This window comes from Pseudoalteromonas sp. P1-7a, assembly GCF_001401855.1.
GTDB lineage: Bacteria > Pseudomonadota > Gammaproteobacteria > Enterobacterales > Alteromonadaceae > Pseudoalteromonas.
Map to the genome: position 1 here is coordinate 1 of NZ_LKDU01000028.1, position 15105 is coordinate 15105.

At 42.1% G+C, this 15105-nt stretch carries 12 protein-coding genes and 2 tRNA genes; 13 read left to right on the forward strand and 1 reads right to left on the reverse strand.

What is annotated here, in order from left to right; translation table 11 throughout:
• Nucleotides 1-13: 13 nt before the first annotated feature.
• The 10 genes from AN389_RS15420 (at nucleotide 14) to AN389_RS15465 (ending at nucleotide 9603) form a co-directional block, all read left to right on the forward strand.
• Nucleotides 14-89, forward strand: a tRNA-Lys gene (locus AN389_RS15420).
• Between the two features lie 152 nt (nucleotides 90-241).
• On the forward strand, nucleotides 242-1282 hold the full coding sequence (nadA, locus tag AN389_RS15425; protein ID WP_055015705.1) for a quinolinate synthase NadA: 1041 nt from the start codon (nucleotides 242-244) through the stop codon (nucleotides 1280-1282).
• A 166-nt stretch (nucleotides 1283-1448) separates the two neighbouring features.
• A tRNA-Ser gene (locus AN389_RS15430) sits at nucleotides 1449-1538 on the forward strand.
• Between the two features lie 236 nt (nucleotides 1539-1774).
• On the forward strand, nucleotides 1775-2173 hold the full coding sequence (locus tag AN389_RS15435; protein ID WP_055018351.1) for a hypothetical protein: 399 nt from the start codon (nucleotides 1775-1777) through the stop codon (nucleotides 2171-2173).
• 130 nt (nucleotides 2174-2303) lie between these two features.
• On the forward strand, nucleotides 2304-3629 hold the full coding sequence (locus tag AN389_RS15440; RefSeq protein WP_055020196.1) for an OprD family outer membrane porin: 1326 nt from the start codon (nucleotides 2304-2306) through the stop codon (nucleotides 3627-3629).
• 189 nt (nucleotides 3630-3818) lie between these two features.
• A complete protein-coding gene (locus tag AN389_RS15445) occupies nucleotides 3819-4001 on the forward strand; it encodes a hypothetical protein (RefSeq protein ID WP_024032566.1) in 183 nt (60 codons plus the stop codon).
• A 42-nt stretch (nucleotides 4002-4043) separates the two neighbouring features.
• Nucleotides 4044-5147, forward strand: a complete 1104-nt coding sequence (locus tag AN389_RS15450; protein ID WP_055020197.1) for a 4-oxalomesaconate tautomerase — start codon at nucleotides 4044-4046, stop codon at nucleotides 5145-5147.
• A 332-nt stretch (nucleotides 5148-5479) separates the two neighbouring features.
• Nucleotides 5480-6592, forward strand: coding sequence for a tripartite tricarboxylate transporter substrate binding protein (locus AN389_RS15455; RefSeq protein WP_055020198.1), 1113 nt, complete (start codon nucleotides 5480-5482; stop codon nucleotides 6590-6592).
• 74 nt (nucleotides 6593-6666) lie between these two features.
• Complete coding sequence (locus AN389_RS15460) at nucleotides 6667-8655, forward strand: tripartite tricarboxylate transporter permease (protein ID WP_055015684.1); 1989 nt, start codon at nucleotides 6667-6669, stop codon at nucleotides 8653-8655.
• An 84-nt stretch (nucleotides 8656-8739) separates the two neighbouring features.
• Nucleotides 8740-9603, forward strand: coding sequence for a universal stress protein (locus AN389_RS15465; protein WP_055020199.1), 864 nt, complete (start codon nucleotides 8740-8742; stop codon nucleotides 9601-9603).
• A gap of 144 nt (nucleotides 9604-9747) precedes the next feature.
• Here the strand turns inward: AN389_RS15465 and AN389_RS15470 are convergent, their stop codons facing one another.
• Nucleotides 9748-10140: a DUF2750 domain-containing protein gene (locus AN389_RS15470; RefSeq protein WP_055015682.1), complete on the reverse strand. Its 393-nt coding sequence runs from the start codon at nucleotides 10138-10140 to the stop codon at nucleotides 9748-9750.
• Nucleotides 10141-10366: 226 nt separating this feature from the next.
• Here AN389_RS15470 and AN389_RS15475 point away from each other — a divergent pair, with 226 nt between their 5' ends.
• The 3 genes from AN389_RS15475 to AN389_RS15485 all read left to right on the forward strand — a co-directional run bounded on the left by AN389_RS15475 (nucleotide 10367) and on the right by AN389_RS15485 (nucleotide 15035).
• Nucleotides 10367-11410 (forward strand): alkene reductase, encoded by a 1044-nt coding sequence (locus AN389_RS15475; protein WP_055020200.1) that lies wholly within the window; start codon nucleotides 10367-10369, stop codon nucleotides 11408-11410.
• A 196-nt stretch (nucleotides 11411-11606) separates the two neighbouring features.
• Nucleotides 11607-13880, forward strand: a complete 2274-nt coding sequence (locus AN389_RS15480) for a TonB-dependent receptor domain-containing protein (RefSeq protein ID WP_055020201.1) — start codon at nucleotides 11607-11609, stop codon at nucleotides 13878-13880.
• A gap of 93 nt (nucleotides 13881-13973) precedes the next feature.
• Nucleotides 13974-15035, forward strand: a complete 1062-nt coding sequence (locus AN389_RS15485) for an alkaline phosphatase D family protein (protein ID WP_055020202.1) — start codon at nucleotides 13974-13976, stop codon at nucleotides 15033-15035.
• Nucleotides 15036-15105 lie beyond the last annotated feature (70 nt).

Below are 15105 nucleotides of genomic sequence, written 5' to 3' on the forward strand. Positions count from 1 at the left end.
CAGAATTTAGAGCGGGTCATTAGCTCAGTTGGTAGAGCAGTGGACTTTTAATCCATTGGTCGATGGTTCAAGTCCATCATGACCCACCACTTCTAATAAAACCACAACTTTCCCCATTATTTTATTTAAATCAGTTTCTTATTTTTATTTATAAACAGCATGCCCAGATAGCTGTTATTTGCCCGTGTATTCTCGTATAATTTGCCGTAATTAATGCACTGTAGATGAAGTGGTCGAGAACATGAGTCTAGCTCAAACTATTATGCCTGAAGGCTATATCTTTCCTCCTAAGCCAGCGCCGTTAACTAAAGACGAGCAAGGCGAATATAAAGCACGTATTAAACAACTACTGCAAGATAAAAATGCAGTGCTGGTAGCCCATTACTACACAGATCCTGAAATTCAGGCCCTTGCCGAAGAAACAGGGGGCTGCGTTGCCGACTCATTAGAAATGGCACGTTTTGGTGCTCGCCACGATGCCGATATGATCATCGTTGCAGGCGTACGTTTTATGGGTGAAACCGCTAAAATTTTAACGCCAAACAAAACCGTTGTTATGCCAACGCTAGAAGCAACCTGTTCGTTAGACATTGGTTGCCCTATTGATGAGTTTTCAGCGTTTTGCGATGAGCATCCAGATCGTAAAGTTGTCGTGTATGCAAACACCTCTACAGCGGTTAAAGCGCGTGCAGACTGGATTGTAACTTCATCGTGCGCACTTGAAATTGTAGAGCACCTAGATGAGCAAGGTGAAAAAATTATTTGGGGCCCAGATAAACACCTTGGTAGCTACATTCAAAAAAATACCGGCGCCGATATGATCATGTGGAACGGCGCATGTATCGTCCACGATGAATTTAAAACAAAAGCGCTTAAAGATATGAAAGCCCTGCACCCAGACGCAGGTGTATTGGTGCATCCAGAGTCACCGGCAGAAATAGTGGCACTGGCAGATGCGGTTGGCTCAACAAGCCAATTAATAAAAGCGGCGCAAACAATGGATAAAGAAAAGTTTATTGTAGCGACAGACCGCGGTATTTTTTACAAAATGCAGCAGCTATGCCCAGAAAAAGAGTTTTTTGCAGCCCCAACAGCCGGTGAAGGCGCGTCATGTAAAAGTTGTGCACATTGCCCGTGGATGGCAATGAATGGCTTAAAAGCGATTGAAGAAGCACTAATAGACCCACGCGGTAAAGAAGTGTTTGTAGATATGGACTTACGCGAAGGCGCACTCAAGTCACTTAATCGCATGTTAGATTTTACAGCCAACATGGCTAAGTAAACATCACTCTGTATAAAAACGGCTAAGCCCCCGGCTTTAGCCGTTTTTTTATGCCTAAAGTAAATTGCTGATTGATTATTAGGCACTTAACAGCACAAATTTAAAAATGCCTTGCACCTATGTAACCTATTTCATACTATAACGCGCTGTTGCACTGCAACACCGTGGAGGAATGGCTGAGTGGCTGAAGGCGCACGCCTGGAAAGTGTGTTTAGGTTAATCCCTAACGAGGGTTCGAATCCCTCTTCCTCCACCATTATTCGATATTAGGACGCCTCATGGCGTCCTTTTTTGCGCCTGCAATAAATTGACTAATTAACTACTAAACTGTAGTTATACTTGTTAGTTAAAAAGTTAAGTGTGGTTTGTGATAGAAAAAGCTTTAACCACTTTAAAATCACATGCAACAAAAAAATCTGTGCGTCTTATTATTTTTATCTGTGATATTTTCCCACCATTACTAATCCCCTATAAAATATTTAAGGAAGATCTATGCTTAATCAGTTAGTTTTTAACAATGGCGAGATAAGTGATAACTTTGCCAGCGTATTACTAAGTCATGACGATTTTAATCAGGTTACTGTTTTACAGGTTTATAAACACTATGAATTGGTTGTTTGCTCATGTGTTGAGGTTTTAGATCCGGACGATAAAACACTCGTAGGAAAGGAACTATTTAAATTAGTAGAAAATAATAGACTGAGCGCAGATGAGCTTATTGCTTTTTTACGAGGCGATGAGATAAACGCAGATAATGAACTTTATGAGTTTGAGTCTTGTGCTTGGTTTGAGTGGAGAAGTACAACAAATGATTGGGTAAGTGCTCCTTTTGATACTTTATTTGAGCATGCAGAGAAAAACATTGAATTACTAAATCAATTGAAAGATTAAAATTATAGTACAAGGAATAAGCTAAACTATAGTTTTATGTCACTAACGAAATTAAATACCCTAAAACTACGTCACGTTTTTTAGGCTAACATTAGATTCCTCTGCATCAAATACAAGGTAGCTTACGCGTATGAACTTACGAGTTTTAAAACACAATTTAGTAATATGTACAGTATTAGCAGGCGCCTCCCTCCCATCGTACGCTTCTTTTAGTGGGCTTACAGAGCAAGACGAATTTAATATTAAGCTAAGGTCAATTTACTTTGACCGCGATTACGATAACGACGCCAGCGACGACTCAACGTTTGCACAAGGCATAGAGCTCAATTATCAATCGGGCTATTTTAATGACTTAATTAGCATGGGTGTCTCTACTTATACCGTACTTAATTACAACTCAACCGGCAGCGCACAAAATAATATTTTACCCGCTGGGGATGAAAAAGGCGGTGTTGACGATAGTTTTTCAAAATTTGGTCAATATTTTATCGACGTTAAACTTGGCGATAATGGCCATGTAAAAATAGGCGGGCAAAAAACCAAAAGCATGCTGTTAAAAAGCTCAGGTAGCCGCGCAATTCCCAATACTTTTAGAGGTGTATTTGGTGACTACACGTTTGGTAATACCAAAGTATATGGTTACGCCTACGATAAATGGAGCCGCCGCCACGACGACAAGTGGGAAGATTTTTCTACCGACCAGTCAGATAACGGCGCAATTAGTGTTATTTGGGGTGTGGGCGCAAGCTACAAAAAAGATGCGCTAAAAATAGACGCAGAGTATTTAAATTCTCATGACTACTTATCAAAGCTTGGGCTTAAAGGCAGTTACGCTATTAAGCTCGATCAAAGTAAGTTAACCCTTTCAAGTGGCGTGTTTACCTCACAAGACGATGGCGATTTATTTGTAACCGGCGCAGAGGGTGGCGATTTAGATGATGAAGATGCAATCGATGCGGTTTCAGGCGTTACTAAAAGTGAAAACGATGGTTTTGCCTATTACCTAGATGCCAATTGGAAAAAAGATATTTGGACACTAGGCGCCGCATTTACCAAAGTGAACGATGCTTGGATTGAAGATAACTTTAGTGGCGATCACGGGACTAACCCGTTTCCCACGCGCTCATTAATTGGTGCCGATTTAACAAACCAAAATGAGTCAACTTGGCAGGCTCGCTTAGGTGTTGACCTAAAAGCAGTGGCACCCGGTTTAACCACAAAATTTTATTACACCAGCGGCAGCGATGCAGAAAATTCAAGCTTAGGTAAAGCAGGTGGCACAGCCGATGAAAAATATTGGGCTATTGATACACGCTACAAAGTAGCGGCTGTAAAAGGCTTAAGCCTACGTTGGTTATTTTTAGATTACACCACAGATGAAACCGGCAGTGTTGATGGTGTAAAAGGAGACAGAGCAGATCACCGTGTATATGTGGATTACACCATTAAGTTTTAAACGCCCCTTCGATTGGCTTTTAACGCGCAGCATGAAAATGCTGCGCGTTTTTTAATGTTTAAAAGTTATTTTTTAATCAATTTTTATTTCGTGACAGGTTAGTGACAGTTTGGCTCCTTACTCCTAAAAAACGGGCAACGTTTTGATAACGACGTTACTTGTTTTTAATTGCATTGAAAGGGCGAAACGATGAACTCAACACACGCTACACCTCAGTTAAAACCTACGCCGAGAGCCATTCACTTTCGTGCAAATAGCCACCAAACAGCCACGGCTGCTAGTGCAACAAGTAATACTAATTTTGCCCCTCAATCTTTGCAAAGTAAGCAAGAGCAAGTGCAAGAGTGCGTGGTTATTTTAAGTAATAACTAACCCGTTACTGCTCATTTAAATTGATTTAGAAGCTGGATTATTATGACTATTCAAAAAAAAATACCTTGTGTCATTATGCGGGGCGGAACGTCTCGCGGGACTTATTTTTTAGCCAACGATTTACCGAGAGAGTGGGATAAACGCAAAGAAATTTTAACTGCAGCAATGGGCTCAGGCGACCCGCTGCAAGTAAATGGCGTTGGTGGAGGAAACTCACTAACCAGTAAAGCGGCCATTATTTCACGCTCAACCGACCCCGATGCAGACATTGATTACTTATTTGCGCAAGTTGCCATTGAGCAAAATGAAGTCGATATAACCCCTTCGTGTGGCAATATTTTATCTGGTGCAGCACCACTGGCAATTGAATACGGACTGGTTACTGCAAACGACGGTGAAACAACGGTACGGGTTAAAAATGTAAATACCGATACCCTGATTGAAGTTGTGGTACAAACGCCTAACGGCTTTGTTGAGTACGAAGGCGATGCCACCATTGATGGCGTACCGGGCTCTGGGGCGCCTATTTTACTTAAGTTTTTTGATGTGTGTGGCACTAAAACCGGTGAATTACTGCCTACTGGCTCTGTACGCGATACCTTTGATGGCGTAGAGGTAAGTTGTGTCGATGCTGCCATGCCAATGGTACTAATACCTGCACCATCACTGGGTGTAAAAGGCTCTGAAACTAAACAAGAGCTTGATGCAAATACAAAGTTACTGCAAAAAATAGAAAGCATTCGCCTGCAGGCGTCACTAAAAATGGGCCTTGGCGATGCAACCGGAAAAGTCATTCCTAAAGTCGGCTTACTGTCGGTGCCGCAATTTGGCGGTACGATAACTTCGCGCTACTTTGTGCCGCAAAACTGCCATACCAGCCATTCTGTTACTGGGGCAATTTGCGTAAGTGTTAGTTGCATGTTGCCAGGCAGTGTGGCGTACGACTTAATTACCCCACAAAGCTCAGAGCAGCAAAATATAGTGGTTGAACACCCAAGCGGTAAAATAGATTTACTACTTGAGGGGCGCTTTGAAAACGATACGCTAGATATTAAATCTGCGGGGTTAATGCGCACCGCCAGAATGTTATTTAAAGGTGAAGTACACATACCTGCAAAAGTATGGGATGAAAGCAAAATAGCTTAACTTATACCAATGGGCAAAATAGCTCACTTAATTAAGCGAATTGGTGTTAAGCCTTAGTAAACCAACCGAAAATGCGATAGCAGATTGTCTGTTATCGCTTTTTTTATGCTTTAAATAAACAAAAATAAATTTATTTTTATTTAAAAACAATTGTTTATAAATAACTTCAAATTAATGGATAGTTTGGCATCGATGACAGGTAGATGACAGTTTCGGCTATTAGTCTAGCTGTTGTTAACTTCTTTTAACGAAATACTTTCATCTACGTAATAGATGCAATGACGTTATTAGGACCTATTTAAATAATTGCAGCGAATAACAGAGGTCAAATTATGAAGATTAAATTAAGTACTTTTGCACCTAATCGACTAAAAGCAATGCTTGTTGTGTTAGCAGCAAGCACTTGTTTCAGCTCAGCTTATGCAAACAATAACGACGAAGTAAGCTTTGAGGGTGAGCGAGTAGAGTGGGTTGTGCCTTTTAAAGAAGGTGGCGGCTCTGACACATGGGCACGTTTTTTTGGTCCGCGTTTTTCTCAGCATTTAAATGGTAAACCTGTGGTTGTGGTTAAAAACATTCCAGGTGGTGGCTCTACCAAAGGCGCTAACCGCTTTGAGCGCCGCGCTACAGCAAATGGCTTAAATGTATTTAGTACTTCTGCCTCTACACAAATCCCTTACTTACTTGGCGACTCACGCGTTAGATACGAAGTAAAACGTTGGAACGTAATTATGGCCACACCGACTGGTGCGGTGGTATATGTGCGCCCAGAGCTGGGTATTAAAAACGCATCAGAGCTTGCCAAATTGCAGGGTCAAAAACTTAAATTTGGTAGCCAACGCGCCGCCTCAATGGACTTGGTTGGGTTATTAGCTTTCGATATGCTTGATTTAGACATTCACGCCATTTTTGGTATGAAAGGCCGTGGCAGCGCGCGTTTATCGTTTGAGCGTGGCGAGGTGGATATCGACTTCCAAACTACGTCTGCCTACTTAAAAAAAGTACAGCCGCTAGTTGATGAAGGTAAAGCGATTCCGCTTATGTCGTTTGGCGTACTTAATAAAGAAGGCAAAATTGTACGCGACCCAACGTTTCCTGACTTACCACACGTAGGCGAAGTATACGAAATGATCCATGGTAAAAAGCCAACAGGCGTTGAATACAACGTATGGAAAACCTTTTTTGTAGCCGGTTTTGCCGCGCAAAAAGGACTGTTTTTACCTAAAGGCACCCCTGATGACGTTATTGCAGAGTGGCGCAATGCAGCACAGCGCGTTATTGATCAAGACAACTTTAAAAAAGAGTCTGAATTAGTACTTGGCCAATACCCACAACTTGTAAACGAAGATGCAGTAAACACACTGAGCTCAGCACTGACAATTTCTGAAACTGACAAACAATGGGTAAGAAATTACCTAACCGAAAACTACAACGCGCGTTTTTAAAAACCCATGTTGATTTGTTATACACACAGTGGCTCGCATTTAGTGAGCCACTTTTTTAATCTAAGGAGAGCAGTATGTTAGATGCATTTTTAATTGCGCTACAAACTATTCTTACCCCCACACACTTAATGTATTTATGCGGCGGCGTTTTTTTAGGCTTGCTGATTGGTATTTTTCCGGGTTTAGGCGGTATAGCGGGTTTATCGTTATTATTGCCATTTTTATATGGTATGGACCCAATTTCAGCGCTTGCGATGCTTATTGGCTTAGTTGCTGTTATTCCAACCTCTGACACCTTCACCTCTGTATTAATGGGTATTCCGGGTTCCAGTGGCTCACAAGCCACAGTGCTTGACGGCTTCCCACTGTCTAAAAAGGGTCAAGCAGCGCGTGCGCTTTCAGCAGCGTTTGCTTCGTCATTATTTGGTGGTCTTTTTGGCGCGATTATTTTAACGCTGTTTGTACTGATTGCCCGCCCTGTTATTTTAGCGTTTGGCTCGGCCGAATTATTTATGCTTACTTTGCTAGGTTTAAGCATGGTGGGTGTATTGGCCGGTAACAGCCTGGTAAAAGGCTTAAGCGCATGTGGCTTAGGTTTATGTTTAGGCTCACTTGGCGGTGCTCCTGCAACCGGTGAATACCGCATGGTATTTGATAACGGTTACCTTATGGATGGTATTCCGTTAGTGGTTGTTGGTTTAGGTATATTTGCATTACCAGAAATTATCGATTTACTGCGTCAAAACCGCTCTATTTCAGAAGCTTCTGAGCTGGGTAGTGGATGGTTTGAAGGCGTCAAAGATGTTGTTAAAAACAAATGGCTAGCCACGCGCTGTGCTGCCATTGGCTGTGTTGTTGGCGCACTACCTGGCCTAGGTGGCAGCGTAGTTGATTGGATCTCTTATGGTCATGCGGTGCAAACCTCTAAAGACACCGAAAACTTTGGTAAAGGCGACATACGCGGTGTTATTGCCCCTGAATCATCGAATAATGCCAAAGAAGGCGGTGGCTTAATTCCGACCTTATTATTTGGTATTCCAGGTTCTGGCAGCATGGCTGTATTTTTAGGTGGTATGGTTTTAATTGGCTTAGAGCCAGGCCCTGCGATGATCACCACTGACCTTGATGTTACTTACACCATTGTATGGTCACTGGCACTTGCTAATGTAATTGGCGCGGGCGCGTGTTTACTAATTTCTAAATGGGTAGCAAAGGTAACGACTATTCCTTACACGCTCATGGCACCATTTATGGTTATGGTGATCTTTTTTGCGGCGTTTCAGGCAACCCGTGATTTAGGTGATTTAGTCGCACTTATTGGTATTGGTATTTTAGGCGTATTAATGAAGCGCTTTGGATGGCCACGACCAGCATTTTTAATTGGTTTTGTACTGGCAAGCGGCATGGAAACTTACCTTTATCAAGCTATTCAGTTTGACGGCATAGAGTTTTTATTAAAACCGGGTGTGATGATTATTGGTGCATTAACCGCGCTTTCTATTTTCTTTGCAGCACGCCACTCTATTAAAGCTGCTAAAAAAGAAAAAGCCAATAAAAACACGGCTAATGCTGAGATAAGACCAACGAACCTTAAACCACAAATCGCATTTTCTGGCTTTATTTGTTTAGTGTTTGCGTACGGTTTGTATGACTCATTCCAACGCTCATTCTTAGGTGGAGTATTTCCTGCCGTAGTGTGCTCGTTCATGTTAATACTTTCTGCAGTTGTGCTTATAAAGCTTTTACTTAATAAAGTAGACGATGCTGTAAATTACGATAATGAGGTCTCTGCGGGGTATGTGAACGACTCAAGCGTGACTGGCCTTTGGCATTATGTATTTTGGCTGTGTGGCTTATTAGCTGGGTGTTTTTTACTGGGCTATGTGATTTCGATAGCGTTGTTTTTCATAATATTTTTACTTGTAAAAGCACGTATTTCGATTGCAAGAACATTAACACTGACAGTGTGCGCGTTAGCATTTTTACTCACTTTATCGCACTTTATGGTATTAGATTTACCAAGCGGTTACCTACAAGAAGTGGCAAGCTTTACGCAGCTGTAAACGCCGCCGTGCTGAGCAAAGCAAGTAGCGCTTAGCACGGTTTACATTCGCTCTAAAAGGCACTGGCTTAAGAAGGATATAATTATGATTTCACCTAAGCTTATTTTAATGCCGCTTTCTACAAGTGGGCATGTAACAGAGCGCTTAAAAGGGGGCTTAGCCGTTGCTAAGTATTTTAATGCGCACCTTGATGTTTATCACACGCACTTAGACCCAAAACGCTTTTTGCCAACAGGGCAGCTTGGCTTACCAACTAAATTGGTAAAAGAGTTAGACTCTGTAGCAGGGCGCTTTGCAACAACCGAATCGGCAAATTTAAAAACCGAATTTGTTAGTTTATGTGCCCAGCAGCAAGTTAAATACACTGACGACAGCGCAGAGCATCCCACGCACCCAAGCGCTTCATGGCATATTAATATAGGTGTGCGCAGCGAAATAATTGCAGAGCAAGGCAAAGTTGCTGATTTAATTATTATTCCGCAGTCTAAAAGTGGTAAATCAACCTCGACCTTTGAGGCATCGGTAATGCGAAGTGGTAAACCTATATTACTGGTACCACGGCAAATGACCCACTTTGATATAAAAACAGTGGTGATTGGCTGGAACGCTAGTACCGAGGTATCGCGTGTGCTCACTTACAGTTTACCGCTATTAAAACAGGCTAAAAAGGTTGTTATTTGCACCAGTGCAAGTAGCGCCGATAAAATGCCAAACGGCCATGAAGTGGTTAAATATTTAGCCCAGCACGATATTAAAAGTGAGTTTGTAACATTTAATAATGGCAGGCAATCGACTGCTAAAGCGTTTATGTCGGTAGCGCAAATGCATAATGCTGATTTAGTGGTGATGGGCGCATTTACTCACAGGCGAATCCATGAGCAAATTTTTGGTGGTATGACTAACTACATGCTTGAAAACACCACACTTCCAATATTTATGGCGCGTTAGTACTTTAAATTGATTAATTAAGTTTTACCCAAAAGCCGATATTTACGTTCAATATCGGCTTTTTTATTTTTAGTGACTCTAAAGCTTATTTAGCTTTTGGGAAAAGTAATGTTAGTGCGCAAATAAAAACGTGATGCTGGCTACTTAATACTTTCTCTTTTTAGGAATTTTTAACTGGCTTTCAAATTCATCAGGAAAAAGCACCGTGCCGTCGTCCTCTTCGGTAGGGAACACTGCAATCAGTAAGTCGTCTTCTTCGAGGCCGGGTGTCCAGCGGCTAAACCAATCTTTAGTCGGAATGGCCTTTGGTGTACAGCCTTCCCAGTCGCCTGTTGCCCAAGCTTGTGCAAAATCGCGGGTTGGCCACACGGGTACACAGTCGTCATCTTCGTTGGCAAGCATTACGCAGCCATCATCGTCGTTTAAAATCCATACTTGCTTGTACTGTTGTACGGTTTCAAACATAAAAGCGAGTCGTTTTTTTGCCCCTAGCCCTAAAATTACGGTTTGTTCTTCAGTCGCATTTGCAGTTGTCATAGTTGGCTCACTCTTTATTGCTTCAAATTTGAATTTTACTGTTACCAGTATATCGAGTTATGTGACAGTGTGTTGAAAAATTATTATTTAAATTCATCTTTGCAGATCTAATTTTAAAATTGAACAGTATAAGCTCTCATAAATTTGAGCGAGCATTCAAAATTGCCCTTGAATGTTGTTAAAAAGGCCGCATCTCAAATGCATACTCTTAATGAAGGATTTAACAATGACCACAGATTTACTGGCCCCGTATACATTAAACGACTCACTTGAACTAAAAAACCGCGTTTTAATGGCGCCTTTAACCCGCTGTATGGCTGATGATAATTTAGTACCCACACAAGATATGGTGGAGTACTATGCGCGCCGTGCCGATGCCGGTTTAATCATTAGCGAAGCCACTATTATTCGTCCAGATGCACAAGGCTACCCAAATACACCGGGGCTATTTACCAGTGAGCAGATTCAAGGTTGGAAAAAAGTAACCGACGCCGTACACGCAAACGGCGGTAAAATGTTTGCTCAGCTTTGGCATGTTGGCCGTGTTGCTCACCCTCACTTTTTTGGCGGCGATGTATTAGCGCCATCGGCAATTGGTGTTGAAGGCTCTGTACCGCGTATGCGTGAGCTTACTTACATTACCCCAAAAGCGGCCACAAAGGATGATATTAATTCACTGATAGCCGACTTTGCTAAAGCGGCCGAAAACGCCATAGAAGCGGGCTTTGATGGCGTAGAAATTCATGGCGCTAATGGTTATTTAATTGATCAGTTTTTACATTACGCTGCGAATGAGCGCACAGATGAATACGGCCAAACACCTAAAAATATGGCGCGTTTTGCAATAGAGGTGACCGACGCGGTTATTAATGCAGTAGGTAATGAGCGTACTGCGATTAGGTTATCGCCAGGTGCTTATTTTAATATGGAAGAAGATAAGCGTGATAAAGCGGTATTTGATTATTTATTACCACAGCTAGATGCAAAAAAACTGGCTTATATTCATGGTGGCATTTTTGATGATAGCACCCAATTTGACTCATTAGAGGGCAAAACCACCTCGCAATATTTGCGTGCAAACACTAAAACCACCCTTGTAGGTGTAGGCAGCTACAGTTTTGATGATGCAAAACAAGCAATAAACAACGATAAGTTTGATTTAATTGCGATTGGTCGCCCGTTTATTGCCAACCCTGATTACATTAGCAAAGTGGCCAATAATGAAGAGCTTGTTGCTTATAGTGATGAAATGCTAGCTAAACTCTTCTAAGAATTTAATATTTATATATAAATCAGCCTGGGTGTTTGCACTCAGGCTGACTTACAAATGACATAACAAAGCCATAAAAGTCCCACAATTTTTTAACACCTCTGTCAATAAACTTCATTTTTGTTGTAATAATACGACACCATACTGTGCCCGCTTTCATAATTACTTAAGATAATTAAAACCAAACGGGACAACAATGTACGCTTTAACCAATAAATCGATTTTGAGCATAGCAATTGCTATGGCTGTATCAACGTCAGCTTATGCAAATGATAACGAAATAGAAGAAATAACCGTTACTGCTAAACCAACCAGTTACGCAAATAATGTGATTGAGCCTGCAATGCTTGATCAACAAACAACGGTGTCGAGTGTGTTATCAGTTATTGATAACTTACCTGGCATTAGCATAAATGAAGGCGATGCATTTGGTGGCGATGACTGGTCTACCACTATTACTATGCGTGGTTTTAGTATTGACTCAAACCAGCAGCAATTAGGGATGACCGTTGATGGTATTCCTAACGGTGGCTCAAACTATGGCGGGGGCGCTAAAGCAAACCGATACCTAGATACCGAAAACTTAGCCACAGTAGAAGTAGGCCAAGGCACCTCAGATATTAAATCGGCCTCACTTGAAGCGCTTGGCGGTACATTTAATTTTGTAAGTAAAGCGCCAAGCCTTGATAAAAGCACCACTTTTGCTTACACCTCAGGTAGCCACGATGCGACCCGTTATTACGTTAAGCACGAAACCGGTACTATTTTTGATAATACACAAGCGTATGTAAGCTATTCACAAACCGATACTAGCCGTTGGATTGGCTCGGGTAGCAACGGCGGAAAAGATAACCAACACGCAGAGCTTAAATTTGTGACAACGCTCACAGATTTAACCATCACAGGGCGTTTATCTTACGATGATGTAAGCGAGACTAATTATAATAGTGTAAGCCTTGCACAATTTGAGCAAACGCCAGAGTGGGATCAGCTAACGTGGGACTGGACCGGCATTCCACATTACGACCAAATGTTTGCCGAGGGCTGGGGTACACTGCGTGAAAATACGTTAGCGTATTTAAAGTTTGAATATGCGCTTTCGCCAACATCACTTATTACAGTGAGCCCGTATTATCATAAAAACTCGGGCCGTGGCGATTGGATCCCACCGTATTTAACAACTCCAGTAGATGAAAACGGCAACCCAACGACAGAGGGCGGCACTAACGCAGGCTCTTACGGTTTTGTAGATAGCGCAGGGAACGCACTGGCACCAAACGAAGGCTGTACAGCAAGCTTAAGCTGGCCGTGGGAGTCGGGCCCGGGTTTAAACCCGGCGTGTTACGACGACACCGCAATACCTGTTATGTCGTATCGTCATACGCATTACAAAAAAGACCGCTTGGGGGTTACTGCTAATTACCAAGCTACGTTTGGTATGCACGATATAGAAGCTGGTTTGTGGTATGAGCAAAGCGACCGTGATGAGTCTCGTGATTGGCACAAAGTGATTAATGCCAGTATTTATCATCACTTTGATAGCACGCCATACTGGACCCAGTATAAAAACACCTTTGAGACCGACACCCTTAAATGGTACGCGCAAGATTCAATGGCACTTGGCGATTTCACGCTTAACGTAGGTGTTAAAAAGTACCTTGTTGATATTGAAAAGTACGACCATTATCAAAATGCCACAACTGCTAAAGTAAATAGCGATTCTGATGTGTTGTTCAGTGGCGGTATTTTGTATCAGCTAAACAACTCAACTGAGCTATTTACTAGCTACAGCGAAAATTTTGCAGCTATTAAAGACGGTGTACTTGAGCGCGATAGCTCTGATTTATCAGCCATAGAGCCAGAAACTGCTGAAAACATTGATTTAGGTGTACGTTATCAAAATAACGCATTAAAACTGACTGCCACGGCGTACTCAATTGAATTTGATAACCGTATAACCTTTATTGCCCCTGGCAGTGATACCGGCGGTATTGATTACACAATAGGCACAAATGGCACTTACTTAAATGTAGGCGGCATTGAATCACAAGGTTTAGAGCTTTCGGCAAGTTACATGCTAAGCCCACAATGGAGCGTATACAGCTCGTACACAAATAACGACTCACAGTACAAAGGCGATGCTCCCGGATTTGAAGCCGGTGAAAAAGTAATAGACTCAGTAGATGACTTATTTGTGTTATCGACCGATTACTTTAGCGATGATTTCCGCTTTGGCTTATCGGCTAAATACACCGGTGAACGCGGCGAAGTTGATGGCTATACCGTGGTTGATTTAAACGCAGGTTACGCCACCGATATAAACGCAGGACCATTTAAAGCGATAGATGTTGCCTTTGTTGTTTATAACATTACTGATAAAAGTTACTTAGCCGGTGGTACGGGCAACGGCAGCACTTACTTTATTGGTGCGCCACGTACAGCAGCACTGACGTTATCGGCTACGTTTTAAGCCAATGAACCCGTTTTAAGCCCATCAATGATGGGCTTTTTTTATTCATAGCCATAGATTAAAACTAATGTATGGCTGTATCGAGATTTTAAAATGAAGCAGTTAGTAAAACCTATTACACACGCCGTATTAGCTTTAGGGCTAGCGTTTAGCGCAAACAGTATTGCAGCCCCTTCTAAAATTTTATTTGGCTCGTGTGGGCATCAAGATAAAGACATTCCAATATTCGACACCATTAATAAAGAGCAGGGCGATTTATTTATATTTTTAGGTGACAATATTTACGGCGACACCAACGATATGACGGTACTTGCCAATAAGTACCAAAAATTAGGTGTAAAACCAGGCTTTAAAACACTAAAAGCGAATACCCCAATCATTGCGATGTGGGACGATCACGATTTTGGTCAAAACGATATTGGTAAAGATTACCCACATAAAGAGCAATCTCGCCAAATTATGCTCGATTTTTGGGGCGAGCCTAAACGCTCACCCAGACGCACCCGCACGGATGGCATTTACACGTCGTATATGTATGGCGAGGATGAGCAAACCGTACACGTTATTATGCCCGATTTACGCTGGAACCGTGATGCACTTAACCACGTAAGCGAGCTTGAATATTACACCAAGCGTAAGCTTAATAACCAAGGCCCGTATAGCCCAACAGAGGTGAAAGGTGCCTCAATGTTAGGTGAGACGCAGTGGCAATGGCTTGAGCAAGAGCTTAAAAAGCCTGCGGCTGTAAAGTTGATTGCCTCAAGCTTGCAATTATTACCCGATTTTACAGGGTGGGAGTCGTGGGCTAACTTCCCAGAGGATCGTAACCGTTTATTTGCGTTAATTAAAAAACACCAAGTGAATGGGGTTATTATCATCAGTGGCGATACGCACTGGGGCGAAATATCAAAGTACCAGCAAAACCTTGATTACCCTTTAATAGAAATGACCAGCTCAGGTCTTACTGAAAAGTGGAAAGACGTCAGCCCAAATAAACACCGCGTTGGCGATTACACCCACAATGTGAATTACGGCGATTTAAGCATAGATTGGCAGCAAGCCGACCCCGCTATTTCACTTAAGCTTAAAGGGATAGATGGTAAAGTAATTATGCAAAGCGCATTTAGCTTATCAAGCATTAGCCCTTATAAATAAAATGGCCTGACAAATAAAACACACAGTGTTTAAAATTAACGCTGTGTGTTTAATCCACCTGCTAACTCGC